This window comes from Sphingomonas sp. URJC2 (assembly GCF_059803575.1).
Genome location: NZ_JAPFGX010000027.1, coordinates 1 through 17,852, shown reverse-complemented (window position 1 = coordinate 17,852; position 17,852 = coordinate 1). Strand labels below are relative to the sequence as shown.

Here is a 17,852-nt window from a genome sequence, read left to right as displayed (position 1 = left end):
TGGCTTGGCCGGGTGCGCCCATGCCGCTATCGCCCCGCCATGACCCGGATTCGCGCCGACCAGCTGCTTGTCGAACGCGGGCTGGCCGAGAGCCGCGCCCGCGCCCAGGCGCTCATCCTTGCCGGGCTGGTGTTTGCCGGCGACCGGCGGATCGACAAGGCCGGCCAGACGCTTGCCGCCGATGCCGCGCTGACGGTCAAGGGCCGCGACCATCCCTGGGTGTCGCGCGGCGGGATCAAGCTGGCGCACGGGCTGGACCATTTCGGCTGGGACGTCACCGGCGCGGTCGCCATCGATGTCGGCGCGTCGACCGGCGGCTTTACCGATGTGCTGCTGAGCCGGGGGGCGGCGCGCGTCTATGCGGTCGACAGCGGCACCAACCAGCTGGCGTGGAAGCTGCGCCAGGACCCGCGCGTGATCGTGCATGAACAGACGAGCGCACGCATCCTCGAGCCGAGCCATGTTCCCGAGCCGGTCGACCTGATCGTCTGCGACGCGAGCTTTATCGGCCTTGCCAAGGTGCTCGAACGGCCGCTTTCCTTCGCCGCGCCCGGCGCGCGGCTGCTCGCGCTCATCAAGCCGCAGTTCGAGGCCGGGCGGGGCGAGGTCGGCAAGGGCGGGGTGGTGCGCGATCCCGCCATCCATGCCCGGGTCTGCGCCGATGTCGCGGCCTGGCTGGACGGGGCGGGCTGGCAGGTCGCGGGCGTGACGCAAAGCCCGATCACCGGGCCAGAGGGCAATGTCGAGTTCCTGATCGCCGCCGCGCGACCGTCCGGCGTGCCGCTGGCCCCAAGCTGACTTATCAACCTGATACACGCTTGCAATCAGGCGTGGCCGACCCTAGCGAGCGTTAACCCATGTCCAGAATCGCACGCCCCGCCTCGCTGCCTGCGACCCTGAAGCTGCTTGCGCCGCTGGCGCTTGCCGGCCTTGCTGCCTGTTCGGGCGGCGATGCGGCGCGCCGGCCGACCGAGCCGCTGGTCCGCGCCGATCCGGTGCGCGCCGAACGCTTTGTCGACCGGCTGGACGCCGTCGGCACCGCGCGCGCCAATGAACAGGTGACTTTGGCCGCGCCGGTGACCGAGCGGATCATCCGCCTCAACTTTGCCGATGGCGGCTATGTGCGCAGTGGCGACATTGTCGCCGTGCTGGCGCGCGGCCAGCAGGAAGCGCAGCTGGCCGATGCCGAAGCGCGCGCGCGCGAAGCGGGCAAGCAGCTGGAGCGGCTGGACGAGCTGCGCCGCCGCGGCTTTGCCACCAATGCCGCGTTCGACGCCCAGGTCGCCGCCGCCGAATCCGCGCGCGCCCAGGCCGCGCAGGCGCGGGCGACGATCAGCGACCGCATCATCCGCGCGCCATTTTCGGGCTATGTGTCGCTGCGCAACATCTCGACCGGCGCGATCGTGCAGGCCGGTTCCGAAATCGCCACGATCAGCGACCTGTCGCGGATCAAGCTCGACTTCACCGTGCCCGAGACGATGCTGTCCGCCGTGCGCGAGGGGCAGGGCGTCGAGGCGCGCGCCGCCGCTTTCCCCGACCGGGTGTTCAGCGGCCGGATCGAAAGCATCGACCCGGTGATCAACCCGCAGACCCGCGCCGCGACGGTGCGCGCGATCCTGCCCAATGACGACCGCAAGCTGCTGCCCGGCATGCTGCTGACGGTCGGCATCGTCTCGGCGGCGCGCGAATCGCTCGCCGTGCCCGAACTGGCGGTGGTGGGCGAGGGCGAGCGCAGCTTCGTCTTCGTCGTCGATGGCGGCGTCGCCCGGCGCGTGGCCGTCCGCACCGGCATCCGCGACGGGCTGAAGATCGAGATTCTGGAAGGGCTGAAGCCCGGCCAGCGGGTGGTGACCGAAGGGGTGGTCAAGCTGACCGACGGGCAGAAGGTCCGGCTTGCCGACGGGCCACGCGGCGGAACCGGCGGCTGACGGCGATGCAGCTTTCCGACCTGTCCGTCCGGCGCCCGGTTTTTGCGGCAGTTGTCGCGATCCTGCTGACGGTGGTCGGCGCACTGGCGTTTCTCGGCCTGCCGGTGCGCGAATATCCCGACACCGATCCGCCCATCGTTTCCATCGAGACCGTTTACACCGGCGCTGCGGCCAGCGTCATCGAATCGCGCATCACCCAGCCGCTCGAAGAGGCGCTGGCGGGGATCGAGGGCATCCGCTCGATCGTTTCGCGCTCGCGCGACGGGCGGTCGGACATCACCATCGAGTTCAATCCGGGCCGAGACATCGACGCCGCCGCCAACGATGTGCGCGACCGGATCGGCGGGGTGGGCGACGACCTGCCCGAGGACGCGCTGGCGCCCGAGATTCGCAAGGTCGATTCCGACGCCTTCCCGATCCTGTTCATCGTGTTTTCCAAGCCCGACTGGGACCGGTTGCAGCTGAGCGACTGGATCGACCGCAATGTCGTCGACCGCTTTTCGACGCTCGACGGCGTGGCGCAGGTGTTTGTGGGCGGCGAGGCGCGGCCGTCGATGCGGATCTGGATCGATCCGGAGCGGCTGGCGGCGTTCCAGCTGACCCCCGGCGACATCGAGGCGGCGCTGCGCACCCAGAATGTCGAGCTGCCCGCCGGGCGGCTGGAATCGCAGGACCGCAACGTGTCGCTGCGCGTCAACCGCGCCTTTGCGACGCCCGATCAGTTCCGCCAGCTCGTCGTCGGGCGTGGCGACAATGGCTATCTGGTCCGGCTTGGCGATGTCGCGCGGGTCGAGCTGGGGCCGGAAAATCCCTATCAGCAGTTCCGCCTGAACGGCCAGCCGGCGGTCGGGCTGGGCATTGTCCGCCAGTCCGGCGCGAATACGCTTGCCGTTGCCGAAGCCGCCAAGCGCACCGCTGCCGCGCTGACCCTGCCCGAGGGGATGAAGACCAGCATTGGATCGGATGAAAGCCAGTTCATCAGCCGGGCGATCGACAAGGTCTATCAGACGCTGATCGAGGCGGCGATTCTGGTCGTCCTCGTCATCTTCCTGTTCCTCGGTTCGTGGCGGGCGACCATCGTGCCGGCGGTCACCGTGCCGATCTGCCTGCTCGCCAGCTTCGCCGTGCTGTGGCTGCTCGGCTATTCGATCAACCTGCTGACCTTGCTGGCGATGGTGCTGGCAATCGGGCTGGTCGTCGATGACGCCATCGTCGTGCTCGAAAATGTCTATCACCGCATCGAACAGGGCGAGACGCCGCTGGTCGCGGCGTTTCGCGGCACCCGCCAGGTCGGCTTTGCGGTGATTTCGACGACGCTCGTCGTCTGCGCGGTGTTCGTGCCGATCATGTTCCTTGCCGGCCAGACCGGGCTGCTGTTCCGCGAACTGGCGGCGGCGATGATCGCGGCGATCGCCTTTTCGGGGTTCCTCGCGCTCAGCCTTGCGCCGATGCTGTGTTCCAAGCTGCTGCGCGCGGAAAAGCGCAATCGACTGACAGGCCGTATCGACGATGCGTTCCAGGCGCTCGAGCGCGGCTATGGCCGGCTGCTCGCCCGGTCGATCGCCCGCCCGGCGATCGCGCTGGTCATGACCGCCGTGCTGCTTGGCGGCGCGGTGTTCCTGTTCGGGCAGATGCGCTCCGAACTGGTGCCGGCCGAGGATGTCGGCGTCCTCCAGATCCAGACCGCCGCCCCAGAGGGCACGGGCTTCGACACCATCGTCGACTATCAGCGGCGCGCGGAAAATCTGTTGCTGCCGCTGCTGAGCGAAGGGCCGGTGCGGTCGGTGATCAACCGTGCCCCCGCCGGGTTCGGGGCGAGCGAGGATTTCAACTCGGGCACCTTCATCCTGTTTCTGAAGCCCTGGGAAGAACGCACGACGACGACCCAGGAACTTGCCGGCCGCGTCAACCAGCTGATGGCCGGGCAGACGGCGCTGCGCGGCAACGCCCAGCCGCGCTCGGCGCTGGGCGGGCGCGGCCAGCCGGTCAGCTTCGTCATCGCCGGGCCGACCTATGAAGGGCTGGTGCGCGCGCGCGACCGCATCCTTGCCGCCGCCGCCGACAATCCCGGCATCATCAACCTCGATTCCGATTACAAGGAAACCAAGCCGCAGCTGAACATCCGCGTCGACACCACACGCGCCGGCGATCTGGGCGTGTCGGTCGATGCGGTCAGCCAGGCGCTGCAGACGCTGCTCGGCTCGCGGCGCGTGTCGACCTATGTCGACCGGGGCGAGGAATATCGCGTCATCGTCCAGGCCGAACGCGCCGGCCGCGCGGCGCAGGCCGATCTGGCGCGCATCTATGTCCGCAGCCGCTCGGGCGAGCTGGTGTCGCTCGCCAATCTCGTCACCCTGTCGGACACGGCCGGGCCGCGCGATCTGGGGCGGTTCAACAAGCTGCGCGCGATCACTTTGTCGGCCGGCATCGCGCCCGGCTACACGCTGGGCGAAGCGCTTGCGTTTCTCGAGGCGGAGGCGAACCGCGCGCCCGAGATCACCGCCATCGGCTATCGCGGCGAAAGCCAGAGCTTCAAGGAAACGGGCGACTCCATCGTCTTCGTGTTCGCGATGACGGTGCTCGTCATCTATCTGCTGCTTGCCGCGCAGTTTGAAAGCTTCGTCCATCCGGCGGTCATCATCACCACGGTGCCGCTGGCTGTTGCCGGCGGGCTGGTCGGGCTGGCGGTCGTCGGCGGCACGCTCAACCTCTACAGCCAGATCGGCATCGTCATGCTGGTCGGGCTGGCGGCCAAGAACGGCATTCTGATCGTCGAGTTCGCCAACCAGCTGCGCGACGAAGGGCTGGGCATTGTCGCGGCGGTCGAACGCGCGGCGACGCGGCGGCTGCGGCCGATCATGATGACGTCGATTGCAACGGTGATGGGCGCGGTGCCGCTGGCCATCTCCTCCGGCCCCGGCTCGGCCGCGCGCGGGGCGATCGGCGTGGTGATCGTGTTCGGCGTGACGATTGCGACCGCCATCACCCTGTTCCTGATCCCGATCCTTTATGCGCGGCTCGCGCGTTATACCGGCTCGCCCGAAGCGGTCGGCCGGGCGCTGGATGAGGCGCTGGACGAGACGGCGGCACCGGGACCGGACAATCACGCGGATGAGGGCCGCGGCGCAGGCGGGGAGAGGCCGGCGCCGGCCGAATAAGCAAGGGGAGAATAAGGGGTGGGTCAGCTCGCATCGCGGTCGCAGCTCAACATGGCGTTTTTCCGCAAGGCCGTGGTCACCGTGCCGCTTGTCGTTCTGCTGGGCAGCGCCGCCGGGCGGCTCGCCAACTCCGGCTATGACAATCTGTGGTTCGCCAGCCTCCAGCGCCCGGCATCGATGCCGCCCAGCTGGGCGTTCGGGCTGGTCTGGGGCACGCTCTATGTGATGCTGGGGCTGGCGCTCGCCGTCGTGCTCAATGCGCGCGGCCACCGGTCGCGCGAAATGGCGGTGGTGCTGTTTGTCGTGCAGCTGGCGCTCAACCTCGCCTGGTCGCCTTTGTTCTTCGCCTTTCATCAGGTGACGGCGGCATTCTATCTGATCCTGGTCATGATCCTCGCGGCGCTGGCGACGGTGTTCGCCTTTGGCGCGGTGCGGCCGGTCGCGGCATGGCTGATGGTGCCCTATCTGGCCTGGCTTTGCTTTGCCGCCGCGCTCAACAACGACTATCGGATGCTCAATCCCGATGCCGAACGGCTTGTGCCGGGCGCCGTCACCACCCAGATTGCAGGCTGAAGGAGCAGGCGATGCAGAGCGAGAACCGGTTTTTCGACGACATGTCCAAGATGCTGAACGGCTTTGCCGGAACGATGGCCGGCATGGGCCGCGAGGCCGAGGCGGCGATGCGCGAGCGCGCCCGCGAATGGATTGCCGGCATGGATTTCGTCAGCCGCGAGGAATTCGAGGCGGTCAAGGCGATGGCCGCCGCCGCGCGCGACGAGGCCGATGCGCTGAAGGCGCGGCTCGACGCGCTCGAGGCAAGGCTGGGCAGCAGCTGAGGATCGATGCCGGGCGACGGCAGCAGCGCCCGGCGCTTATCCACAGCTTTGTCGCCTTTTTGGCCGATGCTTGCTTGTTCGCCCGGCACGGGCTTGCGATCACCGCGCGGAGACGCATGGCCGGGACGCGCAGATGATGACGCTTGAAGATTTCGAAGGCCCGGAAACCGATCCGGCCGCCCCGATCGACATGCTGGAAAGCTATTTCGCCGCCCATGGCTGGTCGCATGACCGGTCGGGCGATGACGAGATCGTCGCTAATGTGAAGGGCAGCTGGACCGAATATGAGCTGCGCGGCGTCTGGCGCGACGAGGATCAGGTGCTCCAGTTCCTCGCGCTTCCCGACATCAAGGTCACCGATGACAAGCGCGCCGCGATCTATGAGGCAATCGGGCTGGTCAACGAGCAGCTGTGGCTCGGCCATTTCGAGCTGTGGTCGACCAGCGGTATCCTGCTGTTCCGCCACGCCGCGCTGATCGAGGGCGACGAGCCGACCATGTCGCTCGCCCAGACCGAGACGCTGATCGAAAGCGCGATCGACGAGTGCGAACGCTATTATCCGGTGTTTCAGTTCGTGCTGTGGGGCGGCAAGACCCCGCGCGAAGCAATCGCCGCCGCCCTGATCGAAACCCAGGGCGAGGCCTGAGCGCCCGGCCGAACCTATCCTTCGGCCGTGACCACCCGGTTGCGGCCTTCGCGCTTGGCCCGGTAAAGCGCCTGATCGGCGGCGCGGAGCATCTGGCGGCCATTTTCGCCCGCCGCGAGACCGGCGACTCCCGCTGAAAAGCTGACCTGACCGATCGGCTCGCCCGACTGTTTGGCGATCAGCCGCCGGTCCTGCAGATCGGCGCGGACATCATCGACAATGCGTGCCGCCTCATCGACCTCCATGTCCTGGAACAGCATCACGAACTCTTCGCCGCCATGCCGGGCGACATAGCAATTGTTGGACGATGCGGAGGCGAGGCGCTGGGCGACGAACTTCAGGATGCGGTCGCCGACATCATGGCCATGGGTGTCGTTGATCTTCTTGAAATGGTCGATGTCGCAGAAGGCGAGCGCCAGCGGCTTGCCCTGTTCGCGGGCATGGCCGACCGCGCGGCGCAGCTTGGCTTCGAACGCGCGGCGATTGGCAAGGCCGGTCAGCGCATCGCTTTCGGCGACGCGCCGGGCCTCGGCCAGGCTGCCGCGCAGCTCGTTCATCTGCTTGCCGGCATCGCGCAGCTGCGCCTCGGCGGCGCGCGTCCGCTCGATCATCGAACTGGTCAGCTGGACCAGCGTGGCGAGCACATTTTCGGGGGCAAAGCCCGCCAGCCCGGCCACCTGCGTCTCGAGCGCCTGGCCATAAGCGGTGGCGTCGGCGCGCGACTGTTTGGCGACCCCGGCAATCTCGGTCAGGCCCATCTGCGCCTTGTCGATCAGGTCGGCGAGCAGCTCGGCCGACATGTCGGTGCGCACTTCGGCCAGGATCAGCTCGGCCGATTCGGCGGACAGCTGCCCTTCGCGCGCCACCGCCCGGTCGACGGCGTCGACCAGCTTGCGGTCGGCATTGGTCAGATAGCCATGGACCAGCTCGTAATGGGCGGGTGTCGGCTCGAGGTTATGCGCCTCGAAAAACGTGCCGATGCGGTCGAACAGCGTCAGTTCGCGCGGTTCGGGCGCGGCCGGCGGCGGCGGCGGGGCGTGATCCTCGGTCCGGCCGAACAGGCTGCGGACCGCATCGGCCAGCCGCTGCGTGCGGGCGCGGGCATCGTCGCCATGCGGCACGCGGCGGTCGCCAGCCGTCGTCATATCGGGGTGCGCCGCATCTGCAGCCAGTTTGTTCATGGGTCTCATGCTCGACATAACGACCGCCTCGGTTGGTTCTTCACTAGGGCAAACGGATTTCCGTCCAGCGCATGAATATGGTTTATGCCGCGTTAACCTGCGCATCCCGCGCAGATTCCCGCCAAGGATGATGAACGGATGGTTTTCGATTGGGCGGTTGAGCGGCCATTCTGGATGATCGGCTGCGGCAACATGGCCGGGGCGATGCTGACCCGCTGGCTGGCCGCCGGCGCGCCTGCGGACGGCATCACCGTGGTCCGGCCGAGCGGGGTCGCGCCGGCTGCCGGGGTGCGGACGCTGACCGCGCTGCCCGACGGGCCGGCCCCCCGGCTGGTGCTGCTGGGGATCAAGCCGCAGCAGCTCGACTCGGTGGCCCCGGCGCTGGCGGCGCGGGTCGGGCCGGAAACGGTGCTGGTGTCGATCCTCGCCGGCACCGGCTGCGACAGCCTGAGGGCGCGGTTTCCGGCGGCGGGGGCGATTGTGCGCGCCATGCCCAACACGCCGGTCGCGCTCGGCCGCGGCGTCGTCGCGCTGACCGGCGACCGGGTGGAGCCTGTCGCCGCGCTGATGCGCCCGCTGGGCCTTGTCGAATGGATCGCGGATGAGGAGGATTTTCACCTTGTCGCCGCGCTGGCGGGCAGCGGCCCGGCCTTTGTGTTCCGGATGATCGACGCGCTTGCGGTCGGCGCGGCCGATCTCGGCCTTGCGCCCGATCAGGCGGCGCGGCTGGCGCTGCACATGGTCGAAGGGGCAGGCGCGCTGGCCGCGGGGGCAGGGGAGCCGCCCGCCCTGCTGGCCGACCGGGTGGCCAGCCCCGGCGGCATGACGCGCAAGGGGCTGGACGTGCTCGACGCCGATCAGGCGCTGGCCCGGCTGATGCGCGCGACGCTGGACGCCACGGCGGCGCGCGGCCGCGAAATGGCGGCGGCCTTTCGCTGAAGGAACGCGGTGGCGGCCTCTCGCCCTCAGCCCTTCGCCGTCAGGCCTTCAAGCACCGCCCAGAATCCGCCGACCGCATCCGGCCCGGCATGGCCATAGGCGGCGGCCAGCCGGGCGCGCATCGCGTCGAACAGCCGCGCCTCCAGCGCCGCGCCCTCGGGCGACAGGCGCAGCCTTTTCTGCCGCCGGTCGGTGGCGCCGGGGCGGGTTTCGACCAGCCCCTTGGCCGCCAGTTCGGCCAGCACGCGGTTGAGCGATTGTTTGGTGATGCCCAGCCGGGCGATCAGCGTGCCCACCGTCAGGTCGGGGTCGCGGGCGATGAAATACAGCGCCCGCTGGTGCGCGCGGCCCAGCCCGGCTTCGTCCAGCAGCGGATCGACCGCGCGGGCCAGCAGCGCCTGGCCGGCGAACAGCAGGTCAAGCCCCCGCCGCACCTCCGCCTCGCGCAAAAACAGCGCACTCGCGCCCGGTTTGAGGACCGTCATGTTGACCGCCCCTGCCATCGGCCATAGGCGGCGGCAAGTCATGTTGGAAGGACGACCATGATTGCCGATGATCTGCGTTTCACCACCACCGCGCATCCCGCGCCGGTCGATGCCGATGAACGCGCGGCTCGGCTCGTCGATCCGGGGTTCGGCCGGGTGTTCACCGACCATATGGTCACGATCCGCTATGCCGAGGGCAAGGGCTGGCACGATGCCGTGATCGGCCCGCGCGGCCCGCTGACCCTCGATCCCGCGACCGCCGTGTTCCATTACGCGCAGGAAATCTTCGAAGGGATGAAGGCGTATCGGCTGGACGATGGCGGCATCGGCCTGTTCCGGCCCGACGCCAATGCCCGCCGTTTCCGCCAGTCGGCCCGGCGCATGGCAATGGCCGAGCTGCCCGAGGCGCTGTTCCTGCGCTCCATCGAGGAACTGGTGCGGATCGACCGTGACTGGATTCCGGCCATTGACGGCGGCGCGCTCTATCTGCGCCCGTTCATGATCGCGTCGGAGGTGTTTCTGGGCGTCAAGCCGGCGTCGGAATATCTCTACATGGTCATCGCCTCGTCGGTGGGCGGCTATTTCAAGGGCGGCGCGCCCTCGATCACCATCTGGGTGTCGGCCGATTACACCCGCGCCGCACCCGGCGGCACGGGTGCTGCCAAATGCGGCGGCAATTACGCATCGAGCCTGATCGCCCAGGCCGAAGCCATCGCCCAGGGCTGCGACCAGGTGGTGTTCCTCGACGCGGTCGAGCGCCGCTATGTCGAGGAACTGGGGGGCATGAACCTGTTCTTCGTGTTCGACGATGGCGAAATCCGCACCCCGCCGCTTGGCGGCACCATCCTGCCCGGCATCACGCGCGAATCGATCCTGACGCTGGCGGCGGAGGAAGGGCTGCGGGTCAACGAAGCGCCCTATGCGATCGATGACTGGCGCGCCGACGCGGCGAGCGGGCGGCTGCGCGAAACCTTTGCCTGCGGCACCGCCGCCGTCGTCACCCCGGTCGGCCATGTCGCCTCGGCCGAAGGGCGCTTCTCGATCGGCAATGGCGGGCCGGGCGCGGTGACGCTGCGGCTGCGCGAGCGGCTGGTCGCGATCCAGCGCGGCGCGGCCCCCGATCCGCATGGCTGGCTGCACCGGATCGCCTGATCGAACGCGGCCCGCACGCGATGCGGGCCGCATACCCTCTTTTCACCGGCGCAGCGGCAGCTATAAGCGCCGCTCGCCTGCTGGGGCGTCGCCAAGCGGTAAGGCACCGGTTTTTGGTACCGGCATGCGCAGGTTCGAATCCTGCCGCCCCAGCCAGTTGCTCGTTCTTGTAGGCCGACATTGACGGAATCTCTTCGATTCCCTACATGTTCTGTTTGGAGCATGCGATGGCACACTCATCCCTAGCTATAGCAAATGAGTTCATTCGGCGCGCTCAAGGTGCTCGACCACTGACGCATATGCAGGTCCAGAAGCTTGTTTACCTAGCGCATGGTTGGAATCTCGGAGCTTATAGTCGGGGGCTGATCGAGGATGACGTTGAGGCATGGGAATTCGGCCCTGTCATTCGTCGTCTCTACGATGCTTTGCGAGGTTACGGGCGCGGCCCTGTTACCCGGCTCATACGATGGGGTGACGATACCCCGTTCAAGAGTGACGACTACGAAGAAGCCTACGCGCAACTCACTGCCGAAGAGAACGAGATAGTTAATCTCGTATGGGAGAAGTATGGTAGCTTTCCCGCATTTAAGCTCTCGGCGTTAACACATGAGCCGGGGACGCCTTGGTCAAATGCGTTCAACCAAGGCCGAAATAGAGTTATCAAGACTGACTCAATCCGTAACTATTTTGCCGAAAAACTTCCTGCCGAATGAGCTTTAGTTTTCCTTTGTCAGAAAGTCTGCGTCAGGCGGTAGATGGCACCTTGTCTTCTGTCGAGGTCAAGGACAAGGATGAAAAAGATCGCTCTGAAGAAGAGGCCCTAGCGCTCAACCATCTCAAGGCAACTGTCGAAGGTGCCCGAGAAGACAATCGGAATAAGAAGGCAAATCGCCGTCTGAGGTGGCGATACGCCAGGTGGGTTTTTCATTATCTCATCTGTTATTCGATCGTTGCGGGCATTTTTGTTGTTCTGCACGGATTTAAAATTTGCGGATTCCAACTGCCGGAAATTGCCCTAGGCGCGCTTGTAGGGAGCACCGCAGTCGCCGCAATCGGTCTCGTTGCGTCTGTGGTTTCGGGCCTTTTCAGGTCGTAACGAGCTGGCCGACTTGTTTATTACATTGGACCTAGCTGAAAATACTGGATTTCCTAAAAAAGAGGCGGCAGCCATTTGGCCACCGCCTCTCCGGGGTGATGCGTCTGGCCCGGGTTTAGCCGGGCCTTATCCGGTTCAGCCCTGCTGCTTGGCGCGGCTGGTCTTGCCGGCGGCGGCGCGCTGGGCGGCGCGGGCGGCGCGGCCCTTGGAGCCGAGGCCGATCTTGAGCGCGAGGTCGCGGCGCTGCTTCGCATAATTTTCCGCGACCATCGGGTAATCGGGCTTCAGCTTATAGCGTTCGCGATACTGTTCCGGGGTCAGGCCGTGGCGCGCCAGATGGCGCTTCAGCGACTTGTAGGGCTTGCCGTCGATCAGCGAGATGATGACGTCCTTCGACGCCAGCGACTTGCGCACCGACACCGCCGGTTCCGCGCCGCCTTCGGCCATGGTTTCGCCCGGCTGGTCGTCGCGCGCCGACAGGCCGTTCAGCGTCGCATGCATCTTGTGCAGAAAGGCCGGCACGTCTTCCGCGCCCGCGCGGTTGTTCGGGTTGTTCAGCCAGGCAATCGTCAGTTCGGTCGCCAGTTCGATCATGTTCGGCGACAAATCGGTTTCCGTCATGTTTCCTCCAATCTGGATGTATTGTGTCGACCGTTGTCATGACCGTCAACATATGGAAATGCCGCAGGACTGTCCTTTTTACGAACAATCCGCCCGCCAGGCGGCCGCGTCGCCAGTTGTCGGGGCGGGGGCGACTGGCGGCGACGGGCGCGGCGCGGCGTCATTTCCCTGCAACCCGAACCGCTCTACAACAGCCGCCACCAGGTTGAGGGAGACCCAGATCATGCAAAGCCCGTGGCAGCACCATCGCCGGTCCGGCATCGCCGACGACATTGATTTCGAGATCAAGGGGCAGGAGCTGCAATTCGTCGAGATCGAGCTTGATCCCGGCGAAAGCGCGGTGGCCGAGGCGGGCGCGCTTGTCTGGAAAGATGCCAGCATCGACATGACGACGGTGTTCGGCGACGGCAGCGGCGGCAGCGATGGCGGCTTCATGGGCAAGCTGCTGGGCGCGGGCAAGCGGCTGATCACCGGCGAAAGCCTGTTCACCACCGTCTTCACCCACAACGGATCGGGCAAGGCGCGCGTGGCCTTTGCCGCGCCCACGCCGGGATCGATCCTGCCGATCCGGCTGGACGAGGTCGGCGGGACGCTGATCTGCCAGAAGGATGCGTTTCTCGCCGCCGCCAAGGGGGTGTCGATCGGCCTGCATTTCCAGCGCCGGGTGCTGACCGGGCTGTTCGGCGGCGAAGGCTTCATCATGCAGAAGCTGGAGGGCGATGGCTGGGTGTTCGTGCAGATGGGCGGCACCGTGGTCGAGCGCGAACTGGCCCCGGGCGAAGAGATCCATGTCGACACCGGCTGCATTGCCGCGCTGACGCCCAGCGTGGATTTCGATCTGGTGACGGCGGGCGGCGTGCGCAGCGTGCTGTTCGGCGGCGAAGGGCTGTTCTTTGCCCGCCTGACCGGGCCGGGCAAGGTGTGGATCCAGTCGCTGCCCTTCTCCCGCCTGGCCGGGCGGATGCTGGCCGCCGCCGGCGGGCGCGGGCAGAATCGCGGCGAGGGATCGGTGCTGGGCGGGCTGGGCGACCTGATCGGCGGCAACGACTGAGCCGCCGGGGAAGAGCGTTTGCGGGCGTGGCCGGGCCTGTGATTTGGCCGCGCATTTGACGAAAAAACCCTTTATGGGCCGGGGCATGTTTGCCCCGGCCATCCCCCCGGCCTGGCGTGTCGAGGCGGCGGCGACCGCGCGGCTGGCCAGCCCGATGATCCTCACCAACCTGTCGCAGGCGGCGATCCACACCACCGATGTCGTGCTGCTCGGCTGGCTGGGCGCGGGCGCGCTGGCGGCGGGGGCGCTGGGCAGCAATCTCAACATCGCCTTTCTGATCTTCGGCATGGGGCTGGTCACCGCCGCATCGCCGCTGATCGCCCAGCGCATCGGCGCAAGGCGGCATGATGTGCGCGACGTCCGCCGCACGGTGCGGCAGACGATGTGGGCGGCGATTGCGCTGACGGTGCCGATCTGGATTGCGCTCTGGCATGCCGAAGCGATCTTCCGCGCGCTCGGCCAGCAGCCCGATCTGGCGCGCGATGCGGCGTTGTTCACCCGCTATCTGATGTGGGGGTTCCTGCCCGCACTTTGTTATCTGGTGCTGCGCGCCTTTGTCGCGGCGCTTGAACGGCCGGTCTGGGCGCTGCTGATCGGGGTGATCGGCGTCATCGTCAATGCAGTGGTCAATTACGGCCTGATTTTCGGCGCTTATGGCCTGCCGGCGATGGGACTGGCCGGGGCCGGGCTGGGGAGCGCGATCACCCAGACGGCGATGTTCCTGGGCCTTGCGACCGTGGTGTCGGTGCATCCGCGCTTTCGCCGCTATCATCTGTTCGGCCATTTCTGGCGGGCGGACTGGGCGCGTTTCGCTCAGGTGTGGCTGATCGGCGCGCCGATTGCGATGACGCTGGGCCTTGAAGTCACGGTGTTCAGCGCCGCGGCCTTCATCATGGGCGTGATCGGGCCGGATTCACTGGCTGCCCATGCGATTGCGATTCAGCTCGCCTCGCTGACCTTCATGGTGCCGCTCGGCCTGTCGCAGGCGGCGACGGTGCGGGTCGGGCTGGCGGCGGGGCGGCGCGATCCGGCGGCCATTGGCCGCGCGGGCTGGACGGCGCTTGTCATCGGCACCGGCTTCATGGCGGTGGCGGCGCTGGTGATGGTCGCCATCCCCGACCGGCTGGTCGCGCTGTTCATCGAACCCGGCCCGGCCAATGCCCATGTCGCGGCGCTGGCCGTCTCGTTCCTTGGGGTCGCGGCGATTTTCCAGATCGTCGACGGCGCGCAGGCGGTGGGCGCCGGGATGCTGCGCGGCCTGTCCGACACCAAGGTGCCGATGCTCTATGCCGCGCTCGGCTATTGGGCGATCGGGCTGGGCGTGGGGCTGGGCCTCGCCTTTCCCGCCGGGCTTGAAGGGTTGGGCGTGTGGATCGGGCTGGCGGCGGGGCTGGCCGTGGTATCGGTGCTGATGGTCGGCCGCTGGCTGCGCCGGGTCCGGCTGGGGCTGGTGCCCGAGGGGTAAGGGCTGAAGTTGTTTGTTTGGTCGCGGCACCGGCCCGCACCCCCACCCGGCCTCCCATAGTATACTGCCGTTGGGAGGCCGGGTGGGGGTGCGGGCCGGTGCCGCGACCGCGCCGTCAGGCGCGCATATCACGCGCATATCACGCGCATATCACGCCCGCATCCGCGTCCCTTCGCCCGGCGCGGTCGTCCAGCCCAGATGGGGCAGCGAGATCGTCCGCCGCCCGGCCAGATCGGTGCGGCACACGATCAGATTGCGTTCCTCGATATAGCTGAGCAGGCGGCGGATGCGGCCGAGCGAGCTGGTGCCATAGCTGGTCGCCAGCGCATCGTCGGACGGGCAGGGTGCGCCGTCCCGCGCCGCATGGGCGATCAGCAGGAACGGGGCCAGCATGTCGTCGGGCAGCGCCTGGGCAAGCGCGATGGCATCCCGCCAGTGCGGCTCGTCCGGATCGGTGATCCCGGCCCGCGCGGCGGCGAGCCGGCGGGCAAAGCCGATCGGATCGAGATCGGGCCGCGCCAGCCCCGCCATCCGGCAGCGCAGCTGGAAATCCTGATAGATGGACGCAATCGGCCGCCCGCGCTGATCGGGATCGGCGACCAGCTCGGCCAGCACCCGGGCGATGATCAGCGGCTGATCCTCGGCCGCGCACTCGGGCACCGCCGGGGCCGCCGCGGGCATGCTGGCGGCAAGCGACTGGATCAGCAGGTCCGAGGCGAGCGGCCGGGCAACCGGCGCGGGGGCAGGGGGCGGCGGTTCGTCGGCGACCGGCGCGAACAACAGGCCTTGTAGATCCTCGGGCGACGGGGTGGGCAGCGGCGACAGGCGCGGGGTGAAGCCCGCCGATCCGGTTTCGACCGCGCCGATGCGGATGGCAAGCGGGCGGCGCGACAGCGCCGGGCCAAGCGCGAGGAAGGTGCCGCGTTCGAGATCGCGGATCTCCTCGGCCTGCCGCCGCTCCATGCCCAGCAGATCGGCGGCGCGCGCCATATCGATGTCAAGAAAGGTGCGCCCCATCAGGAAGTTGGATGCTTCCGCCGCGACATTCTTGGCGAGCTTGGCCAGCCGCTGGGTGGCGATCACCCCGGCCAGGCCGCGCTTGCGCCCCCGGCACATCAGGTTGGTCATCGCGCCCAGCGAGGCGCGGCGCACCTCCTCGGCCACTTCGCCGCCGCCGGCGGGCGCGAACAATTGCGCTTCGTCGACCACGACCAGCGCGGGATACCAGTGGTTGCGCGGCGCATCGAACAGCGCGTTCAGAAAGGTGGCGGCGCAGCGCATCTGCCCCTCGGCCTCGAGATTTTCGAGGCTGAGCACCACCGAGGCGCGGTGTTCGCGGATGCGCGCGGCGATGCGGCCGATTTCGCGCTCGCTATAGCCATCGCCCTCGACCACCGCATGGCCATAGCGTTCGGCCAGGGTGACGAAATCGCCTTCGGGGTCGATGACGACCTGCTGCACCTGACCCGCCGAGCGTTCGAGCAGCCGGCGCAGCAGATGCGATTTGCCCGACCCGGAATTGCCCTGGACGAGCAACCGGGTGGCCAGCAATTCCTCCAGATCGATCGCGGCCGGCGCGCCCGACCGATCGGTGCCGAGTTCGACGCGAAAAGTCATGCCCCGGCTTTGGCCGGGCGGGGCCGCCCCCGGCAAGCCCCGAACATCACGACCGGCGCACAGAGCTGGGGATGAATCATCCCCGGCCCCCGCCCGTGCATCAGGCCGACCGCGCCCGCACCACCTGCTCCAGCACGCTGAGCGGCATCGCCCCCAGCGTCAGCACCTCATGGAAGCGCTTGAGATCAAAGGACGCGCCCGCGCGTGCCTTCGCCTCCTCGCGCAGCCGCACCCAGACGGTATGGCCGATCTTGTAGCTGGTCGCCTGTCCCGGCCAGACGGTGTAGCGGTCGATCTCGTTCTGGCTGCGGCCGCGGGCGATGCCGGTGGTCGCGATCAGATAGTCGGTCGCCTGTTCGCGGCTCCAGCGCTTCACATGCAGGCCGGTGTCGACGACCAGCCGGGTGGCGCGGAACAAAAGCGACTGGAGATAGCCGACCCGCCCCAGCGGATCGCCGTCATACATGCCCAGCTCATCGGCCAGCTGCTCGGCATAAAGCGCCCAGCCTTCCGAATAGCCGCTGAAGAAGCTGCGGCGGCGGATCATCGGGATCGACGTCGATTCGAGCGCGAGGCTGACCTGCAGGTGATGCCCCGGCGTCGCTTCATGATGGGTGAGGGTTTTGAGCCCGAACACCGGCCGGTCGAACGTGTCGCGCAGGTTGATGAAATAGCTGGCCGGGCGCGAGCCATCGAGCGGGGCGTTTTCATAATAGGCCCCGGCCGAGCCGTTCTGGATTTCGGGCGGCACGCGCCGCGCCTCGACCCGCGATTTCGGCAGGGTGGCAAAGGCGAGCGGCAGTTTCGCCTCGATCGCCGCGATCTGGCGGTTGAGCAGCGCGATCAGCTCGGCCCGGCCGGCATCGTCATTGGCAAACACCTGGCCGGGGCGCTTGTTGAGCGCGACCAGCCGTTCGCCGACGCTGCCCTGGCTCATCCCCTCGGCCTTCAGGATCGAATCGATCTGCGACGAAATCTGCGCGACCTGTTCGAGGCCGAGCCGGTGGATTTCCTCGCCCGTCATCGCCGTGGTGTTCGCCGCCTGCGCGGCGGCGGCATAAAAGGCCTCGCCATCGGGCAGCCGCCACACACCGCCATCATGGCCGGCGCGGGCGCGCAGCCGCTCGACCTCGGCGATCTGGCGGTCGAGCGCCGGATAGACAGCATCGGCGACGATCTTCGCCGCCGCCTCGGCACGCGCCGGGGGCAGGCCTGCCGCGGCGAGCCGCGCGGCAAAGCGCGTGACCAGCCCTGAGTCCGCCACCGGCTTTGCCCGCTGGTCGCCCATCAGGCGGCGGGCAATGTCGAGGATATAGTCGGGCGCGAACACGCCCGCCGCCGCATCGGCGCGCTGGCGTTCCAGATCCTGATCGAGCGCGCGCGGCAGCGCTTCCAGCCGCGCCAGATAGGCATCGGCATCGGCGGCCGAGCGCACCGGATGATCGTCTTCCAGAAACGGCGGCAGCTCGCGATAGGCCCCGGTCAGCTGCGACAGGATATAGGGGGTGAACCGCCCGCCGGTCTCGCCATAGGTGAAGCGTTCGCCGGCCAGCGCACGGTCGAGCTGGTAGACGACGACGTCGTAATCGATCCGCGCCGCCTCACCCAGCCGGGCGCGGTCGATGCGGGTGAGTGCCGCCCGCTCGGCGCGGCGGGCGTCGCGGCGCCGGGCCGCCC

17 protein-coding genes and 1 tRNA gene are annotated in these 17,852 nt (G+C 68.0%); 13 read left to right on the top strand and 5 right to left on the bottom strand.

Going from position 1 to position 17,852, the window contains the following annotated elements; genetic code table 11:
* Positions 1-39: 39 nt before the first annotated feature.
* The 6 genes from OPU66_RS10580 (at position 40) to OPU66_RS10555 (ending at position 6,568) form a co-directional block, all read left to right on the top strand.
* Positions 40-798, top strand: coding sequence for a TlyA family RNA methyltransferase (locus OPU66_RS10580; protein ID WP_498553607.1), 759 nt, complete (start codon positions 40-42; stop codon positions 796-798).
* Between the two features lie 59 nt (positions 799-857).
* A complete protein-coding gene (locus OPU66_RS10575; protein WP_498553606.1) occupies positions 858-1,928 on the top strand; it encodes an efflux RND transporter periplasmic adaptor subunit in 1,071 nt (356 codons plus the stop codon).
* A 5-nt stretch (positions 1,929-1,933) separates the two neighbouring features.
* Complete coding sequence (locus OPU66_RS10570; RefSeq protein WP_498553605.1) at positions 1,934-5,086, top strand: efflux RND transporter permease subunit; 3,153 nt, start codon at positions 1,934-1,936, stop codon at positions 5,084-5,086.
* Between the two features lie 18 nt (positions 5,087-5,104).
* Positions 5,105-5,659: a TspO/MBR family protein gene (locus tag OPU66_RS10565; RefSeq protein WP_498553604.1), complete on the top strand. Its 555-nt coding sequence runs from the start codon at positions 5,105-5,107 to the stop codon at positions 5,657-5,659.
* Positions 5,660-5,670: 11 nt separating this feature from the next.
* Positions 5,671-5,922 carry an accessory factor UbiK family protein gene (locus OPU66_RS10560; RefSeq protein ID WP_498553603.1) on the top strand — a complete coding sequence of 84 codons (252 nt, stop codon included), beginning with the start codon at positions 5,671-5,673 and terminating at the stop codon, positions 5,920-5,922.
* A 133-nt stretch (positions 5,923-6,055) separates the two neighbouring features.
* A complete protein-coding gene (locus OPU66_RS10555; protein WP_498553602.1) occupies positions 6,056-6,568 on the top strand; it encodes a type III secretion system chaperone family protein in 513 nt (170 codons plus the stop codon).
* 14 nt (positions 6,569-6,582) lie between these two features.
* Here OPU66_RS10555 and OPU66_RS10550 read toward each other — a convergent pair whose 3' ends face one another.
* The gene (locus OPU66_RS10550; protein WP_498553601.1) at positions 6,583-7,713 is read right to left on the bottom strand and encodes a GGDEF domain-containing protein; all 1,131 of its coding nucleotides are present in this window, start codon (positions 7,711-7,713) and stop codon (positions 6,583-6,585) included.
* A 174-nt stretch (positions 7,714-7,887) separates the two neighbouring features.
* On the opposite strand from OPU66_RS10550, the gene OPU66_RS10545 reads away from it, so the two are divergent.
* Positions 7,888-8,688 carry a pyrroline-5-carboxylate reductase family protein gene (locus tag OPU66_RS10545; RefSeq protein WP_498553600.1) on the top strand — a complete coding sequence of 267 codons (801 nt, stop codon included), beginning with the start codon at positions 7,888-7,890 and terminating at the stop codon, positions 8,686-8,688.
* A 26-nt stretch (positions 8,689-8,714) separates the two neighbouring features.
* Here the strand turns inward: OPU66_RS10545 and OPU66_RS10540 are convergent, their stop codons facing one another.
* The gene (locus OPU66_RS10540) at positions 8,715-9,173 is read right to left on the bottom strand and encodes a MarR family winged helix-turn-helix transcriptional regulator (protein ID WP_498553598.1); all 459 of its coding nucleotides are present in this window, start codon (positions 9,171-9,173) and stop codon (positions 8,715-8,717) included.
* Positions 9,174-9,230: 57 nt separating this feature from the next.
* Here OPU66_RS10540 and OPU66_RS10535 point away from each other — a divergent pair, with 57 nt between their 5' ends.
* The 4 genes from OPU66_RS10535 (at position 9,231) to OPU66_RS10520 (ending at position 11,421) form a co-directional block, all read left to right on the top strand.
* Positions 9,231-10,325: a branched-chain amino acid aminotransferase gene (locus tag OPU66_RS10535; RefSeq protein ID WP_498553597.1), complete on the top strand. Its 1,095-nt coding sequence runs from the start codon at positions 9,231-9,233 to the stop codon at positions 10,323-10,325.
* 81 nt (positions 10,326-10,406) lie between these two features.
* Positions 10,407-10,481 (top strand) — tRNA-Gln (locus OPU66_RS10530).
* Positions 10,482-10,624: 143 nt separating this feature from the next.
* On the top strand, positions 10,625-11,038 hold the full coding sequence (locus OPU66_RS10525) for a Panacea domain-containing protein (protein ID WP_498553596.1): 414 nt from the start codon (positions 10,625-10,627) through the stop codon (positions 11,036-11,038).
* Entirely contained in the window at positions 11,035-11,421 is a 387-nt protein-coding gene (locus tag OPU66_RS10520; protein WP_498553594.1) for a hypothetical protein, read from the top strand. Before OPU66_RS10525 ends, OPU66_RS10520 begins: the two co-directional genes overlap by 4 nt.
* Before the next feature lie 135 nt (positions 11,422-11,556).
* Here OPU66_RS10520 and OPU66_RS10515 read toward each other — a convergent pair whose 3' ends face one another.
* Positions 11,557-12,042: a Ros/MucR family transcriptional regulator gene (locus OPU66_RS10515; RefSeq protein WP_498553593.1), complete on the bottom strand. Its 486-nt coding sequence runs from the start codon at positions 12,040-12,042 to the stop codon at positions 11,557-11,559.
* Between the two features lie 223 nt (positions 12,043-12,265).
* Here OPU66_RS10515 and OPU66_RS10510 point away from each other — a divergent pair, with 223 nt between their 5' ends.
* Together OPU66_RS10510 and OPU66_RS10505 are read left to right on the top strand one after the other, a co-directional pair.
* The gene (locus OPU66_RS10510) at positions 12,266-13,093 is read left to right on the top strand and encodes a TIGR00266 family protein (RefSeq protein ID WP_498553592.1); all 828 of its coding nucleotides are present in this window, start codon (positions 12,266-12,268) and stop codon (positions 13,091-13,093) included.
* A gap of 85 nt (positions 13,094-13,178) precedes the next feature.
* Complete coding sequence (locus OPU66_RS10505; RefSeq protein WP_498553591.1) at positions 13,179-14,558, top strand: MATE family efflux transporter; 1,380 nt, start codon at positions 13,179-13,181, stop codon at positions 14,556-14,558.
* A 150-nt stretch (positions 14,559-14,708) separates the two neighbouring features.
* Here the strand turns inward: OPU66_RS10505 and OPU66_RS10500 are convergent, their stop codons facing one another.
* Complete coding sequence (locus tag OPU66_RS10500) at positions 14,709-16,175, bottom strand: helicase HerA domain-containing protein (RefSeq protein ID WP_498553590.1); 1,467 nt, start codon at positions 16,173-16,175, stop codon at positions 14,709-14,711.
* Positions 16,176-16,275: 100 nt separating this feature from the next.
* A partial coding sequence (locus OPU66_RS10495) for a DUF885 domain-containing protein (RefSeq protein WP_498553589.1) occupies positions 16,276-17,852 on the bottom strand: 1,577 nt, incomplete at its 5' end.

Bases quoted from the DNA above. Each gene is read 5' to 3' on its own strand.
- OPU66_RS10515 (WP_498553593.1), bottom strand. From the start codon at position 12,042: ATGACGGAAACCGATTTGTCGCCGAACATGATCGAACTGGCGACCGAA.
- OPU66_RS10520 (WP_498553594.1), top strand. From the start codon at position 11,035: ATGAGCTTTAGTTTTCCTTTGTCAGAAAGTCTGCGTCAGGCGGTAGAT.
- OPU66_RS10500 (WP_498553590.1), bottom strand. From the start codon at position 16,175: ATGACTTTTCGCGTCGAACTCGGCACCGATCGGTCGGGCGCGCCGGCC.
- OPU66_RS10510 (WP_498553592.1), top strand. From the start codon at position 12,266: ATGCAAAGCCCGTGGCAGCACCATCGCCGGTCCGGCATCGCCGACGAC.
- OPU66_RS10570 (WP_498553605.1), top strand. From the start codon at position 1,934: ATGCAGCTTTCCGACCTGTCCGTCCGGCGCCCGGTTTTTGCGGCAGTT.
- OPU66_RS10555 (WP_498553602.1), top strand. From the start codon at position 6,056: ATGATGACGCTTGAAGATTTCGAAGGCCCGGAAACCGATCCGGCCGCC.
- OPU66_RS10560 (WP_498553603.1), top strand. From the start codon at position 5,671: ATGCAGAGCGAGAACCGGTTTTTCGACGACATGTCCAAGATGCTGAAC.
- OPU66_RS10540 (WP_498553598.1), bottom strand. From the start codon at position 9,173: ATGACGGTCCTCAAACCGGGCGCGAGTGCGCTGTTTTTGCGCGAGGCG.
- OPU66_RS10575 (WP_498553606.1), top strand. From the start codon at position 858: ATGTCCAGAATCGCACGCCCCGCCTCGCTGCCTGCGACCCTGAAGCTG.
- OPU66_RS10545 (WP_498553600.1), top strand. From the start codon at position 7,888: ATGGTTTTCGATTGGGCGGTTGAGCGGCCATTCTGGATGATCGGCTGC.
- OPU66_RS10525 (WP_498553596.1), top strand. From the start codon at position 10,625: ATGCAGGTCCAGAAGCTTGTTTACCTAGCGCATGGTTGGAATCTCGGA.
- OPU66_RS10550 (WP_498553601.1), bottom strand. From the start codon at position 7,713: ATGACGACGGCTGGCGACCGCCGCGTGCCGCATGGCGACGATGCCCGC.
- OPU66_RS10505 (WP_498553591.1), top strand. From the start codon at position 13,179: ATGTTTGCCCCGGCCATCCCCCCGGCCTGGCGTGTCGAGGCGGCGGCG.
- OPU66_RS10535 (WP_498553597.1), top strand. From the start codon at position 9,231: ATGATTGCCGATGATCTGCGTTTCACCACCACCGCGCATCCCGCGCCG.
- OPU66_RS10580 (WP_498553607.1), top strand. From the start codon at position 40: ATGACCCGGATTCGCGCCGACCAGCTGCTTGTCGAACGCGGGCTGGCC.